27 protein-coding genes are annotated in these 26,298 nt (G+C 49.5%); 25 read left to right on the forward strand and 2 right to left on the reverse strand.

Going from position 1 to position 26,298, the window contains the following annotated elements:
• The 3 genes from rsgA to spoVM all read left to right on the forward strand — a co-directional run bounded on the left by rsgA (position 1) and on the right by spoVM (position 1,762).
• The gene (rsgA, locus tag GI364_RS10230) at positions 1 to 888 is read left to right on the forward strand and encodes a ribosome small subunit-dependent GTPase A (protein ID WP_198853475.1); all 888 of its coding nucleotides are present in this window, start codon (positions 1 to 3) and stop codon (positions 886 to 888) included.
• On the forward strand, positions 885 to 1,571 hold the full coding sequence (gene rpe, locus GI364_RS10235; protein WP_198853476.1) for a ribulose-phosphate 3-epimerase: 687 nt from the start codon (positions 885 to 887) through the stop codon (positions 1,569 to 1,571). The genes rsgA and rpe overlap by 4 nt, the downstream gene beginning before the upstream one ends.
• Before the next feature lie 110 nt (positions 1,572 to 1,681).
• On the forward strand, positions 1,682 to 1,762 hold the full coding sequence (gene spoVM / locus GI364_RS10240; protein WP_198853951.1) for a stage V sporulation protein SpoVM: 81 nt from the start codon (positions 1,682 to 1,684) through the stop codon (positions 1,760 to 1,762).
• A gap of 577 nt (positions 1,763 to 2,339) precedes the next feature.
• Here the strand turns inward: spoVM and rpmB are convergent.
• Positions 2,340 to 2,531, reverse strand: a complete 192-nt coding sequence (rpmB, locus tag GI364_RS10245; RefSeq protein ID WP_198853477.1) for a 50S ribosomal protein L28 — start codon at positions 2,529 to 2,531, stop codon at positions 2,340 to 2,342.
• A 351-nt stretch (positions 2,532 to 2,882) separates the two neighbouring features.
• On the opposite strand from rpmB, the gene GI364_RS10250 reads away from it, so the two are divergent.
• The 8 genes from GI364_RS10250 (at position 2,883) to GI364_RS10285 (ending at position 11,504) form a co-directional block, all read left to right on the forward strand.
• The gene (locus tag GI364_RS10250; protein WP_198853478.1) at positions 2,883 to 3,248 is read left to right on the forward strand and encodes an Asp23/Gls24 family envelope stress response protein; all 366 of its coding nucleotides are present in this window, start codon (positions 2,883 to 2,885) and stop codon (positions 3,246 to 3,248) included.
• Positions 3,249 to 3,258: 10 nt separating this feature from the next.
• Positions 3,259 to 4,932 (forward strand): DAK2 domain-containing protein, encoded by a 1,674-nt coding sequence (locus GI364_RS10255; RefSeq protein WP_198853479.1) that lies wholly within the window; start codon positions 3,259 to 3,261, stop codon positions 4,930 to 4,932.
• A 5-nt stretch (positions 4,933 to 4,937) separates the two neighbouring features.
• Positions 4,938 to 6,986 (forward strand): ATP-dependent DNA helicase RecG, encoded by a 2,049-nt coding sequence (recG, locus tag GI364_RS10260; RefSeq protein WP_198853480.1) that lies wholly within the window; start codon positions 4,938 to 4,940, stop codon positions 6,984 to 6,986.
• 204 nt (positions 6,987 to 7,190) lie between these two features.
• Positions 7,191 to 7,412: an alpha/beta-type small acid-soluble spore protein gene (locus GI364_RS10265; RefSeq protein WP_198853481.1), complete on the forward strand. Its 222-nt coding sequence runs from the start codon at positions 7,191 to 7,193 to the stop codon at positions 7,410 to 7,412.
• A gap of 97 nt (positions 7,413 to 7,509) precedes the next feature.
• A complete protein-coding gene (gene asd / locus GI364_RS10270) occupies positions 7,510 to 8,355 on the forward strand; it encodes an archaetidylserine decarboxylase (protein WP_198853482.1) in 846 nt (281 codons plus the stop codon).
• A 300-nt stretch (positions 8,356 to 8,655) separates the two neighbouring features.
• Entirely contained in the window at positions 8,656 to 9,807 is a 1,152-nt protein-coding gene (locus tag GI364_RS10275; protein WP_198853483.1) for an NAD-dependent epimerase/dehydratase family protein, read from the forward strand.
• An 8-nt stretch (positions 9,808 to 9,815) separates the two neighbouring features.
• Complete coding sequence (locus tag GI364_RS10280; protein WP_198853484.1) at positions 9,816 to 10,970, forward strand: glycosyltransferase family 4 protein; 1,155 nt, start codon at positions 9,816 to 9,818, stop codon at positions 10,968 to 10,970.
• 72 nt (positions 10,971 to 11,042) lie between these two features.
• Entirely contained in the window at positions 11,043 to 11,504 is a 462-nt protein-coding gene (locus tag GI364_RS10285) for a GtrA family protein (protein WP_233096094.1), read from the forward strand.
• Between the two features lie 132 nt (positions 11,505 to 11,636).
• On the opposite strand, the gene GI364_RS10290 is transcribed toward GI364_RS10285, so the two are convergent.
• Positions 11,637 to 12,269 (reverse strand): CBS domain-containing protein, encoded by a 633-nt coding sequence (locus GI364_RS10290; protein WP_198853485.1) that lies wholly within the window; start codon positions 12,267 to 12,269, stop codon positions 11,637 to 11,639.
• A 364-nt stretch (positions 12,270 to 12,633) separates the two neighbouring features.
• Here GI364_RS10290 and rsmD point away from each other — a divergent pair, with 364 nt between their 5' ends.
• From rsmD to smc, 14 genes are all read left to right on the forward strand, one after another.
• Entirely contained in the window at positions 12,634 to 13,185 is a 552-nt protein-coding gene (gene rsmD, locus GI364_RS10295) for a 16S rRNA (guanine(966)-N(2))-methyltransferase RsmD (RefSeq protein WP_198853486.1), read from the forward strand.
• A gap of 63 nt (positions 13,186 to 13,248) precedes the next feature.
• Complete coding sequence (gene coaD, locus GI364_RS10300) at positions 13,249 to 13,731, forward strand: pantetheine-phosphate adenylyltransferase (protein ID WP_198853487.1); 483 nt, start codon at positions 13,249 to 13,251, stop codon at positions 13,729 to 13,731.
• A gap of 35 nt (positions 13,732 to 13,766) precedes the next feature.
• On the forward strand, positions 13,767 to 14,558 hold the full coding sequence (locus tag GI364_RS10305; RefSeq protein WP_198853488.1) for a patatin-like phospholipase family protein: 792 nt from the start codon (positions 13,767 to 13,769) through the stop codon (positions 14,556 to 14,558).
• 14 nt (positions 14,559 to 14,572) lie between these two features.
• On the forward strand, positions 14,573 to 15,082 hold the full coding sequence (locus GI364_RS10310) for a YceD family protein (RefSeq protein ID WP_198853489.1): 510 nt from the start codon (positions 14,573 to 14,575) through the stop codon (positions 15,080 to 15,082).
• Positions 15,083 to 15,118: 36 nt separating this feature from the next.
• Positions 15,119 to 15,292, forward strand: a complete 174-nt coding sequence (rpmF, locus tag GI364_RS10315) for a 50S ribosomal protein L32 (protein ID WP_198853490.1) — start codon at positions 15,119 to 15,121, stop codon at positions 15,290 to 15,292.
• A gap of 317 nt (positions 15,293 to 15,609) precedes the next feature.
• Positions 15,610 to 16,209 (forward strand): transcription factor FapR, encoded by a 600-nt coding sequence (fapR, locus tag GI364_RS10320; protein WP_198853953.1) that lies wholly within the window; start codon positions 15,610 to 15,612, stop codon positions 16,207 to 16,209.
• A complete protein-coding gene (plsX, locus tag GI364_RS10325; protein ID WP_198853491.1) occupies positions 16,193 to 17,215 on the forward strand; it encodes a phosphate acyltransferase PlsX in 1,023 nt (340 codons plus the stop codon). The genes fapR and plsX overlap by 17 nt, the downstream gene beginning before the upstream one ends.
• Before the next feature lie 85 nt (positions 17,216 to 17,300).
• Entirely contained in the window at positions 17,301 to 18,284 is a 984-nt protein-coding gene (locus tag GI364_RS10330; RefSeq protein WP_198853492.1) for a beta-ketoacyl-ACP synthase III, read from the forward strand.
• A gap of 84 nt (positions 18,285 to 18,368) precedes the next feature.
• Positions 18,369 to 19,310, forward strand: a complete 942-nt coding sequence (gene fabD, locus GI364_RS10335) for an ACP S-malonyltransferase (RefSeq protein ID WP_198853493.1) — start codon at positions 18,369 to 18,371, stop codon at positions 19,308 to 19,310.
• Between the two features lie 10 nt (positions 19,311 to 19,320).
• Positions 19,321 to 20,061: a 3-oxoacyl-[acyl-carrier-protein] reductase gene (gene fabG, locus GI364_RS10340; RefSeq protein WP_198853494.1), complete on the forward strand. Its 741-nt coding sequence runs from the start codon at positions 19,321 to 19,323 to the stop codon at positions 20,059 to 20,061.
• A 65-nt stretch (positions 20,062 to 20,126) separates the two neighbouring features.
• Positions 20,127 to 20,360, forward strand: coding sequence for an acyl carrier protein (acpP, locus tag GI364_RS10345; protein ID WP_198853495.1), 234 nt, complete (start codon positions 20,127 to 20,129; stop codon positions 20,358 to 20,360).
• Between the two features lie 156 nt (positions 20,361 to 20,516).
• Positions 20,517 to 21,761: a beta-ketoacyl-ACP synthase II gene (gene fabF, locus GI364_RS10350; protein WP_233096096.1), complete on the forward strand. Its 1,245-nt coding sequence runs from the start codon at positions 20,517 to 20,519 to the stop codon at positions 21,759 to 21,761.
• 157 nt (positions 21,762 to 21,918) lie between these two features.
• Positions 21,919 to 22,626 carry a ribonuclease III gene (gene rnc / locus GI364_RS10355; RefSeq protein WP_198853954.1) on the forward strand — a complete coding sequence of 236 codons (708 nt, stop codon included), beginning with the start codon at positions 21,919 to 21,921 and terminating at the stop codon, positions 22,624 to 22,626.
• Positions 22,627 to 22,645: 19 nt separating this feature from the next.
• Positions 22,646 to 26,221, forward strand: a complete 3,576-nt coding sequence (smc, locus tag GI364_RS10360; protein WP_198853497.1) for a chromosome segregation protein SMC — start codon at positions 22,646 to 22,648, stop codon at positions 26,219 to 26,221.
• The last annotated feature ends 77 nt before the right edge of the window (positions 26,222 to 26,298 follow it).

Below are 26,298 nucleotides of genomic sequence, written 5' to 3' on the forward strand. Positions count from 1 at the left end.
GTGAAGGGAACAGTTGTACGAGCATTCGGCGGCTTCTTTGCTGTAGACAGCGAAGAAGGCACGGTAGAGTGCAAGGCCAGAGGTGTGTTCCGTAAGCAAAAAGTGAGCATACTGGTTGGCGATGTTGTCGAGTGGGACGCTGTTTCCAGCACAGACGGAGTTGTGACAGAGGGGCTGATCACGAAAGTGGAGCCTCGTCAGACTCATTTGATACGTCCTCCTATTGCAAACTGCAATCAGGCTGTTCTCGTGTTCTCGGCGCTCTCTCCTGATTTTCACAGCCACTTATTGGACTGCACACTGATTTCTGCAGAAGCCGAAGGGTTGCGGACGGCCATTGTCCTGTCAAAGGTGGACCTCATTTCGGATGAGCAAGCGACGAAGCTGGTAGAGCCTTACGTTCAGGCAGGGTATAAGGTTGTCTTTGTGGGTTCGCAAGACGGCACAGGTGTGGCGAAAGTTCGCGCTTTGCTGCAAGGCAAAATTTCAGTTTTTGCGGGGCCGTCCGGGGCTGGCAAGTCATCTTTGGCTAATCGAATCGCACCTGAACTGGGACTGAAAATGGGGAAGATAAGCGATAAGTCTCGTCGCGGCAAGCACACCACGACGCACGTCGAGTTGTTTCGTTTGGAGAATGAGACCTATGTGGCTGATGCCCCAGGTTTCAGTCAGATAAATGTTGAACTTCCAAGTGAAGAACTGCGCACCTACTTTCCAGAGTTCATGCTGGTTTCAAACGATTGCGAATATCGTGGTTGTCTGCACATTGATGAGGAAAACTGTGCTGTAAAGGAGGCCGTCCAATCCGGTCGGATTGCAAGCAAACGCTACGAGAGCTACCGGACACTGTATGAACACGTCAGGTTGAAGGAGGAACGAAAGTATTGACAGTGAAAATTGCTCCATCCATTCTTGCCGCAGATTTCGCCAATCTTCAAGGCGAAGTGAGGTCTGTGCTCTCGGCCGGAGCTGACTGGATTCACGTAGATGTCATGGATGGCCGCTTTGTTCCAAATATCACAATGGGCCCCAATGTCGTTTCGGCGTTGCGTAAACACTTTGACTGTTTCTTGGATGTCCATCTTATGATTGTGGAACCTGAAAAATACATTGAACAATTTGCAGCGGCCGGTGCCGACATGATTACGGTACACGCGGAGGCATGCCCCCACTTGCACAGGACGCTGCAACAAATTCACGACTCCGGTGTCCAAGCAGGTGTTGCACTGAATCCTGCAACAGATTTGGGAAGTCTGGAATATATCGCGGAAGAGATGGATATGTTGCTATTAATGACCGTGAATCCAGGCTTCGGTGGACAGTCTTACATCTCTGCTGTAACGAGGAAAATCCTCGAAGCTCGTACAACTCTCAAACGGTTAGGCAGAGGAGATGTTCCCATTGAAGTAGATGGAGGCATCAAGCGGGAGACAATTGGTGAAGCGGCAACAGCCGGGGCGTCTGTATTCGTTGCGGGATCAGCAGTTTTTGGTCAACAAGACAGAACGAGTGCAATTCAAGAATTGAAGCAACTCGGAGAACATGCCTTCGAGAATGGAGTTAACAGCTAAGCACACTCTCTCGCGCACATTTTATGCCCCCGGGAATATACATGTAGCGATGAGGACATTCGTCCAGAAAAGTCGACTCCTGTGGTACACAGGACAAGGAGGGACCGGGGATGAAATTCTACACGATAAAGCTCCCAAAGTTTCTTGGAGGAATTGTCAAAGCGTGCATCGGAATGTTCTCGAAGGACTGAGGGCTTATATCGAGGCGAGGGCTGTCCAAAAGTCATTACTGATGGCTGCAGGACAGCCCGTTTAACTTACGTGTAGGAGATTATTTGGTGTTTCATTTATTTTAGGTCGCACTTATGCGACAGTACACTGATATAGGTGTCTGCCGAGGAACTGCCGAGGAACTGCCGAGGAACTGAGGGCGGAGATGAAATAGTGATCCCTAATGACACTATCACTTCTGGCGCGGAGCCATAGTGATCATTTGTCGCACTATGGCCCATGAGGAGTCTACCCTTAGTGATCTGCATGATCACTATCACCTAGGCTAGAGTCCAATTTCATCTACTTAGTGCCTCTTCGTGACACTAAGTTTTATGTATTTGTGAGTTAGGGATCTTTCGGATCCTTAGCCTAGCTGAGTTTCGATTAATAGGGAGATTTGCGATCACTAAGGATCGCCTTGCCGCCTTGCCTTTCCGCAGTCCGCAGTCGCACCCGTTGTAGTCGTAGTCGGCGGATGTGCCCTATAGAAATGAAAAAAGCACCGACATCGGTGCTTCTTCAGTAGTGCTTTACGTTTAAAGTATGGTGACTCAATTATACCGCACGGGTAACTTTTCCCGCTTTCAAGCAACGGGTGCACACACGAACGCGTTTAACAGTTCCGTTCACGTTGGCCCGAACTGTTTGGATGTTCGGTAACCAACGGCGCTTGTTGAGGATGTGCGAGTGACTCACCTTATGGCCGGTTTGCGGACCTTTGCCGCAGATTTCGCAACGTCTCGCCATTCTTCCGCACCTCCTAAAGACCATCATGGGCCAGACTGTGCAACGCTCGTATTTTATCACAGCACAAAACATATGTGCAACTACATTTATTGAATGAAGCTAAATGCAGTTGAATGCTGCTGATTTCAATTGAAGGAAATTGAGTAAAGCAGCACAAGAAACTCTATAGTATTCGCGAGACACTGTGTGCAATGTCTGAAATATGTCTGAAACATGCCTGAACCGTGTCTGAATTATGTCAGAAAAAAATGTAGGTGATTCGTTTTATTACAGTGTAAACATAGATGATTTTATAGTCTGTGCATGATATAGTACAATTGCATTAAGTTGGAGTTTCCAGGGGGTGCCCTCATGCCAAAGACAATAGAGACACCGCTTGGGACCATTTCGATTGCAGAAGACGTGATTGCAACCGTTGCCGGTATGGCAGCGATAGATTGCTATGGTCTCGTCGGAATGGCTTCCCGAAAACAAGTGAAAGACAGCCTCAGCGAGTTACTGGGCCGGGATAATCCGGGTCGTGGAGTGGTTGTTCATGTTTCCGACGAGCGTGTAGAAGTGGATCTCTATATTATAGTCAGCTACGGAACAAATATTTACGAAGTGGCGCAAAATGTACGTGAAAAAGTAAGGTACTTTTTGAACGATTCTATCGGTATCGAGGTAACTCGGGTCAATATCTTTGTGCAGGGTGTTCGTGTCACCAGCGACATGTAGGAGGCAAAGGATGGCGTTGAAGTATCAGCTGTCAACAACTGAATTCATGGAATTAATGGCTGCGGGTCATGGACGCCTGAAGGAAAAGGTAAGCGAAGTCAACGCGCTGAATATTTTCCCTGTTCCCGATGGGGATACAGGAACAAATATGGAAATGTCCATGGCGGCCGGGGTTGAGTATCTTCATACGAGCAATGCAACTCAGCTGCGTAAGGCTGTTCAAGCTTTTTCGACGGGACTTATGATGGGAGCGCGAGGCAACTCCGGTGTCATTTTGTCACAGTTGTTCCGCGGCTTTTCTAAAGCAGGTCAAGACGCCGAAACCTTGAATGTGGCTGCTTTTGCGTCTGCTCTGCAGGAAGGCGTGCAGATTGCCTATCGGGCCGTTGCGAAACCCGTAGAAGGTACCATTTTGTCTGTCGCACGCGCCGCCGCGCAGACGGCGTTGAAAGAAGCCAGACAGACCGAGGACATAGCTGCTCTGTTTGAGGTCGTATATGAAAGCGCGCAACGGGCTCTGGAGAAGACCCCAAGTCAGTTGGAAGTTCTAAAACAAGCGGGGGTTGTCGATTCAGGTGGACAAGGGCTTGTTTTTATTTTCGAAGGCTTTCTTCGTTATCTAAAGGGCGGTCAGCTTAGTGTTGCGTCGGCGGCAGTAACCAACTCGGACGCAAACGGTGTCGGGACACTGCAACTCGACTATGCTGGTGCTCATATTAGTCACGACGGGGAATACGGCTACTGTACGGAATTTCTATTGCGAACAGAGGCTGTGTCAGCGTCAGAGGCTGAACAGAAATTGAGGAGAGACCTGTCCCGGCATGGGGATTCATTGCTGGTGGTCGGGTCTGAAGAACTGGTTCGTGCTCATGTACATACGCTTCATCCTGGTAAAGTGCTGGAAGAGGCTCTTGCCATCGGACCGCTTCTTAAGGTTAAAATTGACAACATGACTGAGCAACATAGCGAAATTAGGGCGCAGCAGGATGCCGTGCCTGCTCCCTCCTCCTCTAATGCGTCAGAGCGCAAGCCGCTGGCGGTCGTTGCGGTGGCAGCGGGGGACGGGTTGCGGGAAGCTTTCGTCAGTCTGGGAGTCGATGTAGTGCTTGAAGGCGGACAGACGATGAATCCAAGTACGGAAGACATTGTAACGACCGTGAATTCGGCCAACTGCGATGAATGTATTCTGTTACCAAACAACAAAAACATATTGTTGGCAGCTGAACAAGCCAAGAGTGTCGTGGGAGCAAAACTCCATCTTGTCAAAACGGAGACGATTCCTCAGGGAATTGCTGCAATGATGGCATTTCATCCGAATCATTCAGTTAACGATAATGTGCTGAAGATGATGTCGGCAATTCACGATGTGTTGTCGGGTCAAGTTGTGCGGGCTGTGCGAGACAGTACATTTCAGGAGAGGGAAATTCGGCAGGGACAATATCTTGGTCTGGTAGACCAGGAGTTGATGGAAGTGGGGGAATCCCGCGTTGACACTGCAGTAGCCGTCGTAAAGGAAATGAACAAGGACGGCCTCGCCGAGTTATTGACGCTGTTTTACGGAGCGGATGTTTCAATGGATGAAATTCAACAACTGCGGCTAAGGCTTGAAGCTGAGTATGACATCGAGATTGAAGCAAATTACGGAGGCCAACCCGTCTACGATTATATATTTTCCTTGGAGTAGTCGACATGTTGAATAAAAAGCCAGTCTCGCATGTTGCCGGTGTCGGAAAGGTGAAGCAGCAATTGTTGGCTCAATTGGGAGTCCACACGGTGTCAGACTTGCTTCACTACTTTCCGTTCCGATATGAAGACAGGTCCCTTAGACCGTATGAGGCCTTCGTGGACGGAGATAAAGTAGCTGCCAAAGCTGTCATTCAGGGAGCGGCTTCTGTTCGCTGGTTTCAGCGAAAGGCTATGGTGTCTGCAGAATTGCGTATAGACGGAGTTCACAGGGTCCGCGGCATCTGGTTTAATCAGCCTTATTTGAAGGGGAAACTCACTGATGGTCGAAGCTTGGTCGTATATGGTAAATACAACCAATTGCGCAGGCAGATCGTCGTGGAAAAAACCGAGTTCAGCTTTGGCAAGGCAACGGCACTGGCCGGGGACTGGATTCCGGTTTATAGAGTTGTTCGCGGTCTCACTTCGCAGCAACTGCAGGTTATTATTCAGAAAGCACTAGGTCAATATGCCAATCAGCTTGAAGAAATACTGCCGTACGAACTTACGGCCAAGTATCGGTTGATTTCTCATCAAGAAGCCGTTGTGCACATGCATCAGCCGAATTCGGAAGAGGCGAGGCGCCAAGCGCATCGCCGTTTGTCGTTCGAGGAGTTTTTTCTGTTTCAATTGCAGTTACACTGGTACCGCATGAATGGGACTTCTGGCCCAAGTGGAGTAGTACGGCCTGTGTCCGATGACGACTGGCGGCAATTTACGTCCTCCTTGCCGCACGAGCTCACGAATGCCCAAAAGAAGGCTTGTCACGATATCATGACTGACCTCCAGTCAGACAGAGCGATGGCCAGATTGATTCAGGGTGATGTCGGTTCAGGCAAGACATGGGTCGGGCTGTGGGCCGCATATGCGGTGGCCAGGTCGGGGGCACAGACGGCCTTTATGGCTCCGACAGAAATCCTTGTCGAGCAGCACTATGTAGAAACGAAAAGGCGTCTGAGTCCACTGGGACTGCAAGTAGGACTAGTGACAGGAAACACGCCTCAATCCCGGCGAAATGCTTTGGTGAAGGCGATTGAGCAGGGAGAAATCAATGTTGTTGTGGGCACACACGCGCTTCTCACAGAAGATGTTTCATTCCACAACCTAGGCTTAGTCATTACGGATGAACAGCATCGGTTTGGTGTATCACAGCGATCGGGCTTGCGTCAGAAAGGGCAGACTCCGGATGTCTTGTTCCTGTCTGCTACACCTATTCCAAGGACACTGGCCATGGCTGTGTACGGAGATTTAGATGTGTCGGTGCTAAATGAACTTCCGCGGGGAAGACAACCAATCAAGACCTACATTGTTGGGGAGAGCAGGCTTGAACGAGCACTGCGTTTTGTGCGCAAACAATTGTCGCAGGGTAGACAGGTCTATGCAGTGGCACCGTTGATTGAGGACTCTGATGAACTTCCGGATATACTCTCTGCCGCGCGTTTGTACGACGACTTGCGAGAGAGTTTTGCAGGATTTACGGTGGGCTTGCTTCATGGGCGCTTGCCGGCACGGGAGAAAGAAGGCATTATGGATGACTTCGGAAACGGGAAGATCCAAGTTCTTGTCAGTACCACAGTGATTGAAGTTGGAATTCACGTACCTAATGCGACTGTTATGATGATCTATCATGCGGAGCGGTTTGGATTGGCGCAACTCCATCAATTGAGAGGTCGTGTCGGAAGAGGAGAATTTCAAAGCTATTGCTTTCTCGTGTCTGCATCAGCTTCAGATGTAGCGAAAGAACGCCTTCAGACTATGGAGAAGACAACGGACGGTTTTGAAATTGCAGAACGGGACTTGGAACTGCGGGGACCGGGTGAGCTCTTTGGCACGAGACAGAGCGGATTGCCGGAATTTAGTGTCGGCGATCTCGTTCGTGACTTTAAGGTGATGGAAGTCGCCCGCGAAGAAGCCGAGCGAATCCTCGGCTCTTCGGATTTGTGGCTTCTGCCGCAGTACGAAGGTTTGCGAAGGTCCATCTTTGAGGCGGTATCGGACATTTCTGTGAAGGACTAGAAAAAACCAAAACGCTGGCGGCGCCGCGCTCGAGGAGACCGCGCGGCGCCCGGAACCCAAACTCTCGTTTGCCCGGGTTTCAGATTGTTTTCGACGGTTATCGCGGAAATTTGGCTGCATTCGCCATTTTACCGGGAATAATGTGGAATTCATATCTTTCTTCCCCTGCAGGCATAATAGGCGTACAACAAGGGGGTGAGAGAGATGGCAGAAGGACAGAAAAGCAACACTCCGATTTATCCAGGCGCCCTGAAAGCCTTGGAGCAATTCAAGTATGAAGTTGCCTCAGAGCTTGGCATCAATCCTCCACAGGATGGATACTGGGGAACGATGACCACGCGAGATACTGGATCCATTGGTGGTAACATGACTCGGAAATTGGTGGCGCTGGCTGAACAGCAGCTTTCCAACCGCGGCAGTTACTAATCCGCTTGTTGTTAACAGGAAGGGGTCAGCTATAGCTGGCCCCTTTTTGAATGTGATAAAATACGGGAAGAAATGTCTACTCAGGAGAGAAAACAGTTTGAGATTATCGAAAACGTTACTTTACGCAATGCCCAAGCGGACCCTGACCGCTGCAGTTGGAGCCTTTTCAAGGAGACCTGCAAGTCGGCATGTCATTCCCCTATATGCAAAATTTTATCACATCAATACGAACGAATCGGAACAGGATGTCTCCGAGTACACGTCATTGGCTTCCTTCTTTAGCCGTCGGTTACACCAGGGAGCACGTCCGGTGTCACACCAAGGCATTGTTTCTCCCGTGGATGGTACGGTACAGGGCCACGGGGAGATTCGTCAGCAGGAGTTGCTTCAAGCCAAAGGCTCTCACTACACTGTGGAAGCCTTGCTTGGCGACAAGAAAGATGCGGAAAAATTTATTGGAGGACAGTATGTAACGTTGTATCTGAGTCCTCGTGATTACCATCGGATTCACATGCCGATAGCCGGAGTCTTAAAGCGCTGGCGTTACATCCCCGGAAAGCTGTACCCAGTAAATGCCCTTGGCGTACGGCACATACACGGGTTGTTCACCAAGAACGAGCGCCTCGTTACCTTTGCCGACGCTTGTCAGGGCCAGTTTGCCGTTGTCAAAATAGGAGCCACCATCGTGGGCAGTATTAGAACACCCTATGGACCAAGCTATAAGGGAGCTTTTGTCCGTACGAGAAGGACGTATTCCGAAGGTACTGTAGCCTCAAGCCTCAGTGCGGGAGCAGAGCTTGGATACTTTGAATTTGGTTCAACGGTTATCCTCTTGTTTTCAAAAGACATGGGGGTTGAGCTAAATGTGTCGACAAATCAATTCGTTTTAATGGGCAGTAAAATTGGAAATTGTGAAAAGGATTATTCTGGATTTCGAGAATAAAGATGTACGAAGCGGACACCCTAATTTCGAGGTGACCGCTTATGAAAAAAGTCTGGAAAGCCTGTGGAAAAGGGCTCAAATGGTATTGGACTTGGTTTGTTAAGACCCAAGAAATGCAAGCGAATAATTACCATAGGTGGGAATGAGCTACATGGAGAGGCGCACAGACGCCTCTCTTTTTTGTCTTGTCAGAGATTGTGTGCTTGCCCAATTGGGCGAAAACTTGTACATTGTAGGGGAGAATGCCGATTCTGCGCTCCCTATTTTTGGTGCGTACTAAGGTTATGAGGTGACAAGCGAATGAGAATTTTGGTTGCTGGCGGTGACGGTTTCTGTGGATGGCCCACTGCTCTGTATTTTTCCGAACGCGGGCATGAGGTGGCTATCGTGGATAACATGATCCGCCGTCAGTGGGATGAAGAGTTGGGTAGCAACTCGCTCACTCCGATTTATTCTATGGAGGACAGGATTAATGCTTGGGAAGACAAATCAGGGAAGGCCATGAAGCTTTATGAAGGGGACCTTACCGAATACGAATTTGTCCATTCTTTTATGCAGGACTTCAAACCCGAAGCATTTATTCACTATGCTGAGCAACGTTCAGCGCCTTACTCCATGATTGATCGCGAACATGCGGTCTTTACTCAGATGAACAATGTGGTAGGCACCTTGAATGTGCTGTATGCCATTAAAGAGATTGTCCCTGACTGCCATCTGATTAAGTTGGGTACAATGGGTGAATATGGGACACCGAATATCGATATTGAAGAAGGCTATATCAAAATTGAACACAACGGCAGAGAGGATGTACTTCCTTATCCCAAACAACCGTTTTCGTTCTACCATTTGTCCAAGGTTCACGACAGCCACAACATCATGTTTACCTGCAAATCTTGGGGCATTCGCGCCACGGATTTAAATCAGGGTGTTGTGTACGGTTTGTGGACAGATGAAACTAAGCTGGACGAGAAACTATATAACCGTGTAGACTACGATGGGGTGTTTGGAACTGCCCTGAACCGCTTCTGTATTCAAGCGGCCGTGGGCCACGACTTGACTGTCTATGGAAAGGGAGGACAAACCCGCGCTTTCTTAGACATTCGAGACACACTGCAGTGTGTGGAACTGGCGACATTGAATCCTGCCGATCGCGGTGAGTTCCGCGTGTTCAACCAGTTCACTGAACAGTTCTCTGTGCTGGAGCTGGCCGAGCGCGTTAAGCGTGTTGCCGAAGAACAACTGGGCTTGACTGTCAACATTGCGCACCTGGAGAATCCACGCGTGGAAAAGGAACAACATTACTATAAGGCGGTTAATTCCAATTTGGTGGATTTGGGACTTAAACCTCATTTCCTATCAGATGAATTAATTGCTGACTTAATTAAAACCGCACAGCGGTACCAAGACAGAGTTAAAACAAGTGTGATTGCACCAAGCACAACTTGGAGGTAGTGATAGGAATGCGGATTGCCATGTTTACAGAAACCTTTTTACCGGGAACCGATGGGATTGTAACTCGTTTGTGTGCTACGCTAAAACACTTGGAGGAAGAAGGACATGAGGTCCTGTTATTTGCGCCTGCAGGGGCTCCAAGCGAATACGCTTCGGCAAAGGTGATTGGTGTACCGGCTTTCCGTTTCTTTCTCTATCCTGAAAAGAAATTTGCAATGCCGTGGGGTGGCTTTGCGAAGCAAATTCGAGAGTTTCAACCTGACTTTATCCACACGATAAACCCTGCATTTGTGGGATTGTCAGCTATCTATTATGCAAAGCGGTTTCGACTGCCCTTGGTGGCGTCCTACCACACCAACGTTCCAGCCTATGCCAGGCACTACCACCTGAATTGGCTGGAACCCGCTTTGTGGTGGTACTTTCGAACGTTGCACCGGCAGTCACAAATAAATTTATGTACGTCGCGAGCAACCATGCGTGAATTGGAGCAACACGGATTTGAAAATTTGGGCCTGTGGGAACGCGGTGTGGACGTACAATTGTACTCCAGTGCCCGCCCGAGTGACGCAATGCGGCAGCGTCTCGCACCGTCTGCAGGACCGACAGATAAAATTCTTTTATACGTCGGACGCTTGGCCACAGAGAAAAACCTGGAGGGATTGCGTCCGGGTCTGGAACGCATGCCGAATGTTCATTTGGCGATTGTAGGTGACGGACCGCATAGACAGGGTTTGGAACGCGTCTTCAGTGGAACGCATACAGTGTTCACAGGTTACATGCATGGAGAAGAACTGGCACAGGCATACGCTTCAGCAGATGGATTCGTATTTCCGTCTACGACTGAAACCTTAGGCCTCGTGTTGTTTGAAGCCATGGCCAGCGGACTGCCGATTATGGCAGCGAATAGTGCGCCGACGCAGGAAGTTTTGGAACACGGGAAAGCTGGGCTCATTTTTGACGCCGATGATATTGAATCCATGGTCGCTACGATGGACGAGTTGCTGTTTAATGAGGAACGCCGAGCTGTCTTGAATCAGCGGGCACAGGAAATTGCCCAGGATTTGGATTGGAGTGGACCGACCGAACAATTGCTGCACCACTATGAGCGGCTGTACGCCGAATCTGTGAAGCTTCAGTCCACGCCAATACGCGGGTCACGGTAGTTTAATACTGTGAGGCGAGATCAGACCTCCGGGAAGGATGATTCTCGGGATGTCCAGTCAGGGGGACAGCAGTTGCAAACCTCAGAAGTGCAGTATACTGGTGTTTTTAGGCATTCCATCAAACGCTATACGAAGTTTTTGCTTGTAGGAGCGGCAAACGCGTTTGTAGATTTGCTTGTCTTGAATGTTCTTATGCTGTTGACGCCAAATGCAACCGCGGTTGAGATTTTGGTGTACAACACGATTGCGGTTATGTGTGCGATTGCAAACAGCTACTTTTGGAATCGGCGCTGGACTTTTGCAGATACGACGGACGGAAGTGTCAGGGAGCGGTTGCTGTTCTTCTTTCAGGCCCTCATCAACATTGGACTGAACGACGTCATTGTAGTTTTGCTGTCCACTTACCTGATTTTTAGCAAATCTGTCCCTGTCTTTGTCAGCAGCAATGCTGCAAAAGGTCTTGCGATGTTTTTGTCCTCTTCCGTCAGTTACCTGTTTATGCGCTTGTTTGTCTTTCGCTCTAGCAAGCGGTGATATTCCGTGTCAGGTGACCACCGCCGCGTCAAGCCCCATCTGTTGCTAGGCGGTTCTGCTTGCAGGTTCCCCGCGTAGTCCCATCTGTTTTTTGAAGGCTGTGCCTAAATCCCAATTCTGATGTGGAACGACTTAATTTCCTGAATCGACTACATAAAAACCCGCCTTTTCCAGGTCAGCAATCAAGGTGTGCAGGTTCTGGGTTGGCTCAATTCTCAAAATAAGGCGCCGGTTCAGCATGTTAGGACCAGCGTCAAACGGGATTGCCGTAATGACATTAATCCCCAGCCGGTGCGTAACACGGAAGAGTTGGTGCAATGCTCCTTCAATTTCAGCCATTCCGAGCAATAAACGCTGGGACTCAACATTGGTAGCGAATGCGATTTCCAGGGCTCTGTTGATGTCTCCCCGTTTTACAATTCCCAAAAATTGATTGCCGTCTACCACAGGCACAAAAGGATACCGAATAATGACGTCAATGGTATGTTCAAAGTAGTTAGAAACACTAAGAGCAGGAATCGTCGTATCAACGGCTGGTTTAATGGCCTGAGTCAAAAATGATTCATATGTAATGCCACTGTCAAAAGACTCCTCAAATGCTTCAAAAATAGTCCTTTTACTCACTATTCCGACAAACTTGTTGTCGTCATCTGCACATGGTACGCTTAAGTGTCCCTCCATTCTCTGAAGCACCGACTGAACAGAATCTGTCGGACGTACCACCGTTAGTTCTGATTTATCCGTCATGTAGTTTTTAATAAACACCTTATCTACCTCCCACAAGCGTCTAATTTGATTATACTATGCCCTGTTGCTTTTGCGAGATGATTTCACGCAAAAACCCACGCCCGGGTACGCGTGGGTTTTTGCTGCCGTTGTTGTCGATGTTTATTCAACAACAACGATGCTTTCTGGGAGAGGAGAAACCGGAGGAAGCGCTTATGGGGAACTAAGCTCTTCCACGGTTGCCTACAACAGCTTGCTGCCGTTGTTAGTATCATCATGGACTATTGGAGCAAACTCTATACCTTTCCCCAGTAATTTTGGAGACTAATCAGAAATTGTGGTACAGTGAGCATAAATCTTATGGAATTACTAAGACAAACTCTGATTTAGCAGGTGTAAACTGTTGAGAATTATATCCGGTGAGTGGAAAGGGCTTAGATTGCAAGGCCCAAAAGGTGCACAAGTTCGCCCCACAACTGACCGCGTAAAAGAGGCAATGTTTAACTTGATGGGCAGTGTTCATGAGACTTTACCCGTCGTAGACTTGTTTGCGGGTTCTGGCGGGCTTGGGCTTGAAGCATTAAGCCGAGGGGCGGCGCATGCGGTCTTTGTCGATAAGAGCGGCCTTTCTTTAAAGGTACTGAAGGAGAACATTAGTCGATGTGGCGCAGAGTCCAGGAGTTCTGTCCGAAGGATGGACTGGAAAGAGGCTCTGTCCCAATTGCGAACGGAACACAAGCGACTTGGGTGGGTTTTTGTCGACCCGCCGTACCGGATGGATTTGTGGGAGTCAGTGCTGGAGTTCCTTCAAGAGCTCGGATTTGAAATGGTCAATGGAATCGTATGTGAGCACGGACGTCAATACCAGTTGCCACAGGTAAAAGGCGTCTATGAGATGTTTAAACAAAGGGCATACGGCGACATTGTTTTGACTCTTTACCGTGAGCGGAACTAGAGACCATCAGGGCGCTAGAGACGTTCGAGGAACGAGAGATACTGTGTCAAAGGACGATGCAAAATGAGGATTGCCATTTATCCAGGGAGTTTTGACCCAATTACATACGGACATTTAGACATTGTAAAACGGGCTGCAAAGTTGTTTGATAAAGTGATTGTGGCTGTTTTAAACAATCTTGATAAAAAGCCTGTTTTTACAACGCATGAGCGCATAGATTTGATAGGTGACGCTGTGTCGCAAATTGACGGTGTCAGTGCTGACAGTTTTGACGGTTTGCTTGTGGATTATGTGCGGTCTAAGGGTGCGGATGCAGTGATTCGCGGTCTCAGGGGAATTTCGGACTTTGAGAGTGAGTTTAGAATGGCACAGATGAACCGCAAACTCGACGAAGGAATCATTACTGTGTTTTTACCCAGCGATGCTGGCAATTCTTATGTGAGTTCTTCGCTAATTAAGCAAATTGCAGCTTATGGAGGAGATTTGTCAGAGTTCGTACCTGTACAAGTGGCGGCTGCACTACGAGATAAGTTCAGAGGGCACTAACACAACTGGCTGTCGGCTAATCAGGGGTGATAAAAGTGACACAGAGGAGAGTTGGAGTTGCACTCGGTTCAGGCGGAGCCAAAGGATTCGCACACGTAGGTGTGCTAAAGGCGCTTCAGGAATATCACGTGAACATTGATGTGGTTGCAGGCGCCAGTATGGGGAGTTTAATTGGAGCATTTTACGCCACCGGCATGACAGTCGACTTCATGGAGCGCTTGGCGTATACGCTTCGTTGGAGACACTGGGTCGATCTTACGGTTCCGAAAGTTGGTTTGATTGCAGGCGATAAGTTGCATGCTATGGTCAAGTTGTTGACCCGAAGCCTAACCATTGAAGAATCTCCGATGCCTTATGCAGCCGTAGCTACAGAATTGGTTGGAAAACAGCTAACGGTGTTTCGCACAGGTTTGATGGCAGATGCTGTGCGGGCCAGTACGGCAATTCCTGGAGTCTTTGTTCCTTTTGCCAAGGGTGACAACATCTATGTCGATGGCGGAGTGATGGAACCAGTCCCTGTGCAGGCAGCGAGGGACCTCGGGGCTGAGGTGGTAATTGGTGTGGATGTTTCAGCACCGGCCCGCGGCATCCCTCCATCAAATATGATGGAGGTTATTCTTCACTCTTTGGAAATCATGCAGGAGCAAGTCCGCGTCAGTGATGAAGCGACGGTCATGATTGTCCCGGACTTGCAAAACGTGGGCTCGTCTCAGTTCCACCGTGCGAAGGAGGCAGTTGCTGCCGGTTATACGGCTGCTGTCAACGCAATGGATGATATCTTGGCCGCAGTGTCTGAGCACCAGTCGTCCGATGCTGCTGGAGTATAGAAGGGGTGTTCTATGTGTTGTTCGATATTGATGAAGTGTTAAGGACAGGGGCTGTGGAGAAAACAGCACAATTGGACTGTGATTCCATTGCAAGCGAAAATGTTCAGGTAAAGGATATCGATAAAGTGGAGGTACAGCTTCGAGCCTTTGCAGATGGAGACGTGTGTATCACCAACAGTCATGTACAGACAACAGTCCGTTATATCTGTTCTCGGTGTCTCTCTCAGTTTAAAGAGCCTTTGGCCACAGATTTTCAGGAGCTGTTCACGCGAACTCAGGCCGCAGCGGATGAAGCAGAGGAGATCCACTTTGTCAAACAGGGCGAGGTTTTATTAGACCCATATGTGGAGCAAGCGATTAATCTTGTATTAAAGCTAAAGCCATTGTGTACAAGCGACTGTAAAGGTCTCTGCCCGGAATGCGGCACAAACCTCAATGAACACACCTGCAATTGTACGGTAGAAACCATTGATCCGCGTTTGGAAGTGCTAAAGGGGTTGCTTTCTGGGGACGAATCGGAGTAAGATGTTGAACGGTAGTGTATTAGGGAGGTGTTCGTAATGGCTGTACAACAACATCGCGCCTCTAAGACTCGCAAAAGGCTGCGCCGTACGCATTTTAAGCTTGAAATGCCGGGAATGGTACGTTGCTCTGAATGTGGAGAATATAAGCTTTCTCATCGCGTTTGCCCAAGTTGCGGGACTTATAAAGGACGAACTGTCGTTTCAAAGTGATGTATGAGTGAAGAGCAAGGGGGTCGGCACAGGTCGGCTCCCTTGTGTTTTTATTTCTGTGCGCGACCTTGTGAATTTTCACTCAACAACGCCAGACAGTGCCTTGAAGCAATGAGTTTTACTGGTTGACCGTATTTGTGTTCGGTGCACGATGGTGCAGAGTGTTGAGTTTGAACATATTTTACAGTAAACTTATGACCAGGTCTTAAGACTTGGTGCTAAGACTTGGTCATAAGTCTACTGGGACCTTTGTTTGGGCCTTGGCACACCAAGGGACGCTATTGGGATGTTGAAGAGCAACAAGGAGGCGACCATTCCTGAAAAAATCAGAGCGCAGAGTAGCCTTGGTTCGCACGGTAGCGGAGGTTCCTTTTGCTACTGATGAACAGTTAGCTGAGCGCTTCGGGGTGAGTGTTGCGACGATTCGGTTAGACAGGCAAGCATTGAACATTCCAGAAGTCAGAGAGCGTATTCGCCAGGTAGCCACGACACGCCGGGACGAAGTTCGCGCGTTGGAGCAACAGGATGTAATTGGGGATATCGTCGAACTGCATCTGAACCGCTATGCTGTTTCTGTACTCTCGGTTCAGTCGGGTCACGTCTTTTCTCGAAACGAAATACTCCGTGGTCATTTCCTGTTTGCCCAGGTGAATTCTCTTGCGATAGCACTTATGGACGCAAATATTGCCGTCACGGCACGGACTGATTTGAAGTTCCATAGACCCGTATATCTTGGCGAGCAATTGCGCGCGCGCGTAGATGTGATTGCCGAGCATTATGGCGTCGTGAAGTGTCATGCGGCGACCGAGTCTAATCATGACACCGTATTAGAAGGTACAATTTTTGTTGCAGTGGAACCGAGGGGACTCGTTCTCCCGAATTCTGAGAGGAGAGATGGCATTGAAGCTGGCGATTGATGTAATGGGGGGCGATTACTCACCTCAAGTGCCAGTAGAATCCGCTCTGGCTTTAGCGGGAGCACGACAAGATGTGGATTGGATATTGTTTGGTAATGAAGCACAAATTAGGGAATATACCGCAAACCGACCGCTTAGTAATGTGGAAATTGTCCATTCCTCAGAGGAAATTGAAGCTGGGGAAGAACCTGTGCGAGCGGTCCGGAAAAAACGGTTATCCTCACTCGTGTTGGCAGCCACAGCTGTTCGTGACGGTCGTGCCGATGCCATGGTTTCAGCAGGTAATACAGGGGCGCTGGTAGCCGCAGGTCTGCTGGTTCTAGGCAGACTGACAGGTATTGAAAGACCCGCCTTGGCTCCGGTGTTACCTACCTTCGCCGGAACGGGAGTACTGCTTCTTGATGCTGGCGCTACAATGGACGCTTCCGTTAAAAATCTGATTCAATATGCTCACATGGGGACGACCTATTCCCGGTACGTGCTCGGTGTCAAGGAACCGCGGGTGGGACTCCTTAACGTCGGGACAGAACCTGGAAAAGGCAATCAGCTGACAAAGGAGACATTTTCTTTGTTGCAGGCAGAAACATCAAACTTTGTGGGAAACATTGAAGCGAGAGACCTTTTGAACGGTGAATGCGATGTGGTTGTCTGCGATGGATTTGTGGGGAATGTCGTGCTGAAACTCGTTGAGGGCGTTGGTTTGGGTATGTTTTCGACGCTAAAAGAATCGCTGTCTGAGGCTAGTTTTGTCAGTAAAATCGGCGGTGCATTGCTCAAACCCGAGCTTCGTCGATTCAGAGACAGATTTGACTATGCAGAGTATGGAGGTGCACCTTTCCTTGGTGTTGGCGGCGGTTGCATCAAAGCTCATGGAAGCAGCAATCACAGGGCCTGGCAAACTGCTTTGAAACAGGCAATTCAGTTCTGTGAGCAGGACCTATTGGCAAAAATGAAGCAGGAAATATCTGTTTCTGCCCCGTCTCAATCAAACAACAATGAAGGCTAGAGATAACCAAGGTGGTTTGCATCTGAAGCTTAGACCGGTGGAGTTCTGAATTTTAGTCAAAAAACGAGTAGCGGGAGGAAGACTGATGAGTTATCATGCAGGCATTGTAGGAACGGGATCGGCATTGCCGACGCGCATTTTAACAAATGCTGATTTTGAAAAGATGGTAGATACCAATGACGAGTGGATTGTTTCCAGAACAGGAATACGAGAACGAAGGATTGCAGAAGAGGGGGAGGCTACTTCAGACTATGCGACTGCGGCCTGCCAAAATGCTTTGGATGCCGCTGGAGTGGCAGCCGAGGATGTGGATTTGGTGATTTGCGCAACGGTCACGCCTGACATGATGTTTCCGGCTACGGCATGTTTGATTCAGGACCGTCTCGGCGCGACACATGCTGCAGCGTTTGACTTGTCAGCAGCGTGCAGCGGCTTCATGTATGGCGTAACTGTTGGCTCTGGATTGATTGAAAGCGGCGTGTACAAGAACGTGTTGGTTGTTGCTGGGGACCTTCTGTCGAGGATCACGGACTATGAAGACCGGTCAACGTGTGTTCTCTTCGGAGATGGTGCAGGAGCTGTCTTGTTGTCGCGGGTTGAGGAAGGTAGAGGTGTTTTGGCAAGTGACTTGGGCTCAGACGGGAGCGGAGCAAAATACCTGTTGCAACCCGCAGGCGGCTCGCGAATGCCGGCGTCGGTTGAATCCGTAGAACAGCGACAACACTATTTGAAAATGGAGGGCCGCGAAACCTTTAAATTCGCTGTCAAAGCCATGGCTTCATCCACAGAGCGCGTGCTTGAGCAAGCGGGTCTCACGAAGCAAGATATCGATGTGCTGGTACCTCATCAAGCTAATATCCGAATTATCGAAGCTGCGAGAACAAGGTTTGGGCTCGATGAAGACAAAGTGGTTGTCACGATTCACAAGTACGGAAACACTTCAGCGTCTTCGATTCCCATCGCACTTGACGAAGCAGTTCGTTCCGGGCGAGCAAAGCCTGGAGATGTTATAGTGATGGTAGGCTTTGGTGGAGGGCTTACTTGGGGTGCCCTGGCAGTCCGTTTGTGAGTATGTACTTGGGGAGTGCGGGGCCGAAAGTCGGAGGTCCCTGTTCCGCCTTGGCTAGTGCTAACGATTCGTAGGAGGGATTTGATGAGGTTAGGCTACTTGTTCCCTGGACAAGGGGCTCAATACATAGGTATGGGAAAAGAGTTAATAGAGACTTACAAAGAGGCAAAGCAACTGTTTGCACAAGCAGATGACGCTTTGGGGTTCTCTTTGTCACGGATTATATTGGAAGGCCCGGAAGAACAGTTACGCTTGACATACCACACGCAGCCGGCACTGTTAACGGTTAGTGTGGCTGCTTACAGAGTGTTTTCCTCTGAATGTGGTGATGTCGTTCCGGTGGTATGCGCCGGTCACAGTCTTGGTGAGTATTCCGCATTGGTGGCCGCCGGTGCAATAGATTTTACGGATGCTGTTCGGTTGGTGCATCATCGGGGGAAATGGATGGACGAAGCCGTCCCTGCCGGACAAGGAGCTATGACGGCTGTGATGGGAATGGAACGGGACAAGTTGGAGGAAGTCTGTCGCCAAGCTGCGGAAGAAGCTGGAGTAGTGGAACTTGCCAACATTAACTCGCCAGGTCAAATTGTCATCTCGGGAACTGCCGAAGGTGTGGAAAGAGCTGCTGCTCTGGCCAAAGAACAAGGGGCTAGGCGCACCATCCCCTTGGTCGTGAGCGGACCGTTCCACTGTAGTCTGATGAAACCTGCAGCGTCTAAGCTGAAAGAAATGTTGCTTGAGACCGACCTCAAAGACACCTCTGTACCTGTGGTTGCCAATGTGGATGCACAACCCAAAACACATGCACAGGATATTCGCACTGCTTTGGAACGTCAGCTGTATTCGCCTGTTCTTTGGGAAGAAGATGTGCGGGCTATGATGCAACTCGGTGCAGAGGGTTTTATCGAATTTGGACCGGGGACAGTCTTGTCTGGTTTAGTCAAAAAAGTGGAACGCAGGATTCCGACATTTCATGTAGAAAATGAAGAATCACTGCAGCAAACCATGGCAGCAATCAAGGGTTAAGGAGGGGGAATTGGTGAAGGAGAAAGTATCTGTAGTCACCGGGGCTTCCCGCGGCATAGGACGAGCCATCGCCGTCGAATTAGGGAGGGACGGCGGTAAAGTCGTCGTCAACTATGTTGGGCGAGAAGATGAGGCGCGGCAGACAGCCAATCTCATTCGGGAGGCCGGTGGAAACGCTGTAGTAGAACAGGCCGACGTGAGACAAAGTGCGGATGCACAACGGCTTGTGGAAACAGCTCTGGCATCCTTCGGGCGGGTGGACGTGCTTGTCAATAATGCCGGCGTAACAAGAGACGGGCTGCTGATGCGGATGAAAGACGAAGACTGGGATACAGTTCTCGATACCAACCTGAAAGGCGCATTTCATCTCATCAAGGCAGCGGTACGCCCCATGATGAAACAGAGAATGGGGAGAATCATCAATATTGCCTCTGTAGTCGGATTAATCGGCAACCCTGGCCAGGCAAATTATGTATCTGCCAAAGCAGGGTTGATTGGACTTACCAAATCCACAGCCAGAGAACTAGCTGCAAGAAATATTACTGTCAATGCAGTCGCTCCAGGGTATATCGATACAGAGATGACAGCAGCTTTGGGCCAGGACAATACTGACCTGTTGAAGAGTCAGATTCCGTTGGGAAGAGTTGGCGTACCTGAAGATGTGGCGAAAACAGTTGCTTTTTTGGCCTCGGATGACGCATCATATATAACGGGACAAGTTCTGAATGTCGACGGTGGCATGGCAATGTAGTACAATGCTCCGGTATAGTGTGAAATGCAAAACGCTATAGTATACTCGCATGGGGAGGTGAAAGCATGTCTGATACGTTCGACAGGGTAAAAAACATTATTGTCGACCGCCTGGGTGTTAAGGAAGATCAAGTGACTCTGGAGGCGACCTTTAAAGACGACTTGGGTGCGGATTCCCTCGACGTCGTAGAACTGATTATGGAATTAGAAGACGAGTTCGATTTGGAAATCTCGGACGAGGATGCGGAGAAGATTAGTAGTGTGGGAGATGTAGTTACATACATTGACCAGCATAAGTAGGCTTTTTCTTCGTGTTTTGAGAAGTCCCGAGCCAAGGCCGGGGCTTTCTCTTATATAGTTTTGTTAATTTGGTTTGTGCCGTGAAAACGGCACACATACCATCCTGAAAATGCTGGGGCTGACCAATACGGCTGCAGCTGGATGTGGGGTGAAGTTGTGAATCGGCGAGTAGTCATCACAGGAATGGGAGCAGTTACACCTATTGGCTGTGATGTAGAAAGCTTTTGGAATAATCTTAAAGCCGGAAAATCCGGTATTTCTCGTATTGATACCTTTGACGTATCTGAGTATACTACTCGGATTGCTGGAATTGTACGGGATTTTGATATCGCTCAGTATATGGACGAAAAAGAATCACGCCGACTCGATCCATTTGCAAAGTTCGCCATCGGTGCCTCAATGCAAGCTATGCAGGATGCAGGCTTAGAGATAACCGAGGAGAATGCAACGAGAATTGGTGTGTACATTGGCTCAGGGATTGGCGGGATTTCCACTCTGCTTGGAAATTATAGGATTCTGATGGAACGGGGACCGCGTAGAGTCAGCCCCTTCGTTGTACCCATGATGATTGCCAACATTGCTTCTGGACAAGTCTCCATCATGCTTGGCGCGAAAGGGCCGAACAGTTCTCCGATATCTGCTTGTGCCACTGGTACAAATGCGATTGGTGATGCCTTCAAAATTGTTCAACGCGGAGATGCTGACGTCATGATAGCAGGCGGTGCTGAATCCGCGATTGTCGATTTGTCCTTGGCTGGATTCGGAAAGATGAAAGCCTTGTCGACACGCAACGATGAGCCAGAGTTAGCCAGCCGACCGTTTGAAGCCAATCGAGACGGTTTTGTCATGTCCGAAGGGTCCGGAATCCTGATTGTAGAGAGCCTTGATCACGCGTTGGCAAGGAATGCAAGAATTCATGCGGAAATCGTAGGTTATGGCATGTCAGGGGATGCTTACCACATCACTGCACCGGCACCAGAGGGAGCAGGAGCCAAGGAAGCAATGCGGCGAGCTGTGGCGGACGCAGGATTGGAACCGGAGTCCATTGACTATATTAATGCTCACGGTACTTCCACAGAGTACAACGATAAATTTGAAACAATAGCCATTAAGTCGCTGTTTGGCGATCACGCTTATAAACTTGCAGTCAGTTCCAACAAGTCGATGATTGGACATATGTTGGGAGCTGCAGGCGGTGTGGAAGCCGTGGCTACCATCCGTTCAATTCAGGATGGAATTTTGCCTCCTACTATAAACTATGAAGTTGCAGATCCGGAGTGTGACCTGGATTATGTACCGAACAACGCTCGTGAGGCCCAGGTACAGTATGCTATGTCCAATTCACTGGGCTTCGGCGGCCATAATGCGAGTATCATTCTAAAGCGCTATGACGCGTCTTAGACCGTGAAAGTCGTGTGGCAGCGATAGTACTTGGACGTGACGCGACAGGTAATGTACTGGGTATTGACTAAGGCTGCCCCGAAGCGGGGCAGCTTCCAATCCATGCAATTCGGCAGAGTTCGTTTTGCAAATTTCTAGGTTTGGTGTTGATGAACAGTTGCATCAGGAACAAGCTCCCCATAACAATCAATGGTTGGAATTACAAGAACGTCTTCATATTCGTTTTAAGAGTATTGCTCTTCTGAAACAGGCCTTTACGCACGCATCCTATCGGAATGAACACAGGAGGTCTCATATCCAGGACAATGAACGTTTGGAGTTCCTTGGCGATGCCGTGCTCGAACTGATTGTCAGCGAGCATTTGTACAGGACATATCCGCATCTCCCAGAGGGAGAAATGACACGCTTGCGGGCTGCTATGGTCTGCGAGCCGTCCTTGGTACATTACGCTCAAAACACTGGTTTTGGCAGGTACATTCGACTCGGCAAAGGCGAAGAGCGATCAGGTGGGCGAAACCGTCCCGCGCTGCTCGCCGATGTGTTCGAAGCGTTCATCGGTGCTCTGTATCTCGATCAGGGCTTTGAGGCTGCGGAGGTATTTATTTCAGAGTCTGTCATCCCTCATTTTCACGAGGATCCCACTCTGACGGACTTTAAGACTCGACTGCAGGAGTTTGTTCAGCAGCAGTTGGGAAAAGAGTTGCGCTATACGGTCACGGAAGAGAGAGGGCCTGCTCATGCAAGAGAATTCTCCGTAGAGGTCAGCATCGGGGGAAAGGTCATGGGGGAAGGTGCAGGAAGGTCCAAGAAGGAAGCGGAACAGAGAGCTGCGTCTGTTGCATTGAGTCAGTTGCAAGGCACGTAGAGTTCAAGGGGGACGCAAGGTGTTTTTGAAACGGTTGGATATCATTGGGTTCAAGTCGTTTGCAGACAAAACCGCCATTGAGTTTTCTCCTGGTATAACGGCTGTGGTCGGCCCCAATGGAAGCGGAAAGAGCAATATTTCTGATGCGATTCGCTGGGTCCTTGGCGAACAAAGCGCTCGCAGTTTGCGGGGAAGCAAAATGGAAGATGTGATTTTTGCAGGCAGTGAAACCCGGCGTTCCATTAATTTCTGTGAAGTTTCCCTAACCCTCGATAACACGGACAGGTATCTTCCTGTCGTATATGACGAAGTGAACATTACGCGTCGTGTATACCGCAGCGGTGAGAGTGAATACAGGCTGAACAAGCAAGCGTGCAGACTGAAGGACATTACCGAACTATTTATGGACTCCGGACTTGGCCGTGAGTCCTATTCCATTATTGGACAAGGACGCATTGAAGAAATGCTCTCTACTCGTCCTGAAGACCGCCGCGGTCCGTTTGAGGATGCCGCCGGGATTGTGAAATTTAAGTTCCGAAAGCGGGAAGCCACGCGCAGGCTGGAGGAAACAGCCAACAACATTTTGCGTGTTGACGACATTGTATCAGAACTGGAGCGACAAGCGGGACCTCTCGAACAGCAAGCCGAAAGAGCCAAAACCTACAAGAAACTCCACGGCGAGTTGACGAGTCTGGATATATCGCTGCTGGTTCACGATATTGAACAGTTAAAGATACGGTGGAAACAAACCGCTGAGGATATTGCCGAGTGGAAAAGACGTCGAGAAGAAGCAGCGAAGCACTTGGCAGAACTGGAACACAGTGCATCTGTGTCAAGACAAGAACTGGACTTCAATCTGCAAGCAGCGGAATCCTTACAGCAGCAACTGATGGCATCAGTTGAGCTGCGGCAAAAAAATCAGGGGCAATTGGAACTGCTGACAGAGCGTCGAAAAAACTCCCGCCAATCACTCGAGGAGAGACGACGGCAACGGGCTGAGTTGAGTTCAGAACTGAATGAAATTGAAAACCAGATTAAGTCGGAAAAGCGCCGACTGCAGGAACTGACAGCCTCACTGGAAATCAAAACCGCTGAGCTCGAGCTTGCTGCAAATGAAGTGAATCCGGATGCACGTACTGCACTTGAGCAAGAAATTAATCAACTGAATGCTGAGTTGATTGAGATGCATCAGGAGGCCGCCAATGCTAGGAACACCATGAAGCAGGCTGAACAGTCCGCGGGGGATGAGGAGAGGCGTCGAAGGCGAGTTGTTGAGGATCTTCAGCAACGAGCACAGGAAACTGACACGTTGCACGCCAAAGTCGAAGGGCTTATCCGAGAGCAAGAGGAGAAGTCAGACGAAATGAATGCCCTTATCGGGCAGTGGCAGGCTGCAAAGGACCGTTCGGAAGAAGTCACGGGTGAAGAGTCAGAGACCGCTTCAAAGTTGGGTCGTTTACAGTCACAACTGGCGGCTCTGCGCTCTCGCGCAGAATTGTTGCAGGACCTCGAATCTGGTTACGACGGTTATGCTTTTGGAGTACGTTCGGTCTTGCAGGCAGCAGACAAGGGACGGCTTAATGGGATTCACGGTTCTCTTGCTTCACTGCTTCGCGTCGAGAAACGTTATGAGACGGCTATCGAAACCGCCCTTGGCGGCGCGTTACAGAACATTGTGGTTGACGATGAAGAGTCCGCTCGCGTCGCTATCCAAATGCTGAAACAACGACAGGCCGGACGCGCTACCTTTATGCCGCTTACCGTCATTAAGGGACGCTTCTTGAACAATGGCGACTACAACAAAGTGTCTCATCACCAAGGCTTTTTAGACATGGGCAGTGGTCTTGTTCAGACCGATTCAGCTTATCGCTCTGTCATTGAGCACCTCTTGGGAAACGTGATTGTTGCACAAACGCTGCAGTCTGCCAACGAGATTGCCAGACTGGTGAATTACCGGGTACGTATCGTTACATTAGACGGGGACGTTGTGAATCCGGGCGGAACGATGTCAGGCGGGACGCATAGTCGCAAGGGGCCTGGTTTGCTTGGACGCAACCGGGAGCGCAGTCAAGTGGAGCATGAGCTTGAGGAAGGTGGAAAAGAGCGGTCCGAGTTAGAACAAAAGCAACAACAGCTTCGGAATGAATTAGTACAGTTAAAGGCGCGTCAACGCGAGTTGGAAGAGCAGATTGGGACCTATCGCGACGCAATGGGCGACATACAGATTCGGTTGCAGGAAATGAAGACCCGTGAACACCATTCTCAGGAACTTTACGATGCCTTAGTGCTGGAACAGCAACAAATGGATGAGGGCCAGAACGTATGGCGTGATAAAATCGAGCAGGCTGCCGTGCGGTTAAAGAGTATTGAAACAGAACTGGAGAGTATTGAACAGCGTTTGTCGGAGCGCCGAGCGCAGCTAGAAGCACGAGACAAACGACTTGCTGCAGTCCAAGAAAACATGACTGCGATGCGTGTTGAAGTTGCGACGTTAACGCAGGAGAGGGACAGTGTCCACCAAAGAATTCAGGATGCTTTCCAGAGGAGAAGGCGCCTGCTTGAACGCAGCGGGGAACTGAAAAATGAAGAAAGCAGTTTGGAAGTACTCCTCACTGAAACGGAGAACGAAATTGTACGATTGGAAGAACAGAGTACGGAGTTGTCTTATGGAGTGGGCGGCATTGAAGATTCCATTGCGCAGGCAAAAATGCAGCGCAAGGAAGCTGAGGAAAAACTCCGTACAGCTGACGAACGAGTGCGCGAGCAACAGCAGACGGTGCACACTACGGAAGAACAGGTACACCGTGCCGAGGTGCAAGCGGAGCGGGCTGATGTTGAGTTAGGCCATGCGCTTCAACGAATGGGCGATCAGTTCAAAATGACTTACGAATGGGCCAAGGACAACTATCCTGCTCTAGAAAATGTAGAGACAGTGAGAAGTCATGCAGAGGGTCTGCGGCGCAACATCAATCAACTTGGAGAAGTCCAACTGGGGGCCATCGAAGAATGGGACAGGTTGTCAGAACGGCTGACCTTCCTGCGCTCTGAGCGCAGTGATTTGGAAACAGCCAGAATGCAGTTGACGCAGCTTATCGGTGAGATGGACGAGGAGATGTCGCAGCGTTTCGCTGCTACGTTCGAGCAGATTCGCACAGAGTTTCAGGTTGCATTTCGACAACTGTTTAGCGGCGGAAAGGCAGATTTACAGCTGACAGACGCAGACGACCTTCTCAATGCAGGAATTGAAGTGATTGCTCAACCTCCAGGTAAGAAACTGCAGAACTTAAACCTGATGTCTGGCGGTGAGCGCGCTCTGACCGCGATGGCATTGCTGTTTGCAATTCTCAAAATTAAGCCTGTACCCTTTGTGGTCCTGGATGAAGTGGAAGCGGCTCTTGACGAAGCAAATGTCGGTCGATTTGCACAGTATTTGCGAAGTTTCTCAGACGACTCTCAGTTTATTGTCGTGACCCACAGGCGTGGAACAATGGAAGAGGCAGATGTGCTTTATGGCGTTGCGATGCAAGAATCTGGAGTCTCGTCCCTCATTGCCGTAAAACTGAGTGAACTGGAGCCGGATACGGAAACGGCTTGACATAAAAATAGAGAACTTGAAATAGGAACTTGAAATAGGAACTTGAAATAGGAACTTGAAATAGGAGCAGTTGTCGG

This window comes from Alicyclobacillus sp. SO9, from assembly GCF_016406125.1.
GTDB lineage: Bacteria > Bacillota > Bacilli > Alicyclobacillales > Alicyclobacillaceae > SO9.

Excerpts from the sequence above, each read along its gene's own strand:
- spoVM (WP_198853951.1), top strand. The coding sequence starts at position 1,682 with ATGAAATTCTACACGATAAAGCTCCCAAAGTTTCTTGGAGGAATTGTC.
- rpmB (WP_198853477.1), bottom strand. The coding sequence starts at position 2,531 with ATGGCGAGACGTTGCGAAATCTGCGGCAAAGGTCCGCAAACCGGCCAT.
- GI364_RS10250 (WP_198853478.1), top strand. The coding sequence starts at position 2,883 with ATGCCAAAGACAATAGAGACACCGCTTGGGACCATTTCGATTGCAGAA.
- GI364_RS10255 (WP_198853479.1), top strand. The coding sequence starts at position 3,259 with ATGGCGTTGAAGTATCAGCTGTCAACAACTGAATTCATGGAATTAATG.
- recG (WP_198853480.1), top strand. The coding sequence starts at position 4,938 with ATGTTGAATAAAAAGCCAGTCTCGCATGTTGCCGGTGTCGGAAAGGTG.
- GI364_RS10265 (WP_198853481.1), top strand. The coding sequence starts at position 7,191 with ATGGCAGAAGGACAGAAAAGCAACACTCCGATTTATCCAGGCGCCCTG.
- GI364_RS10275 (WP_198853483.1), top strand. The coding sequence starts at position 8,656 with ATGAGAATTTTGGTTGCTGGCGGTGACGGTTTCTGTGGATGGCCCACT.
- GI364_RS10280 (WP_198853484.1), top strand. The coding sequence starts at position 9,816 with ATGCGGATTGCCATGTTTACAGAAACCTTTTTACCGGGAACCGATGGG.
- coaD (WP_198853487.1), top strand. The coding sequence starts at position 13,249 with ATGAGGATTGCCATTTATCCAGGGAGTTTTGACCCAATTACATACGGA.
- rpmF (WP_198853490.1), top strand. The coding sequence starts at position 15,119 with ATGGCTGTACAACAACATCGCGCCTCTAAGACTCGCAAAAGGCTGCGC.
- GI364_RS10330 (WP_198853492.1), top strand. The coding sequence starts at position 17,301 with ATGAGTTATCATGCAGGCATTGTAGGAACGGGATCGGCATTGCCGACG.
- fabD (WP_198853493.1), top strand. The coding sequence starts at position 18,369 with ATGAGGTTAGGCTACTTGTTCCCTGGACAAGGGGCTCAATACATAGGT.
- acpP (WP_198853495.1), top strand. The coding sequence starts at position 20,127 with ATGTCTGATACGTTCGACAGGGTAAAAAACATTATTGTCGACCGCCTG.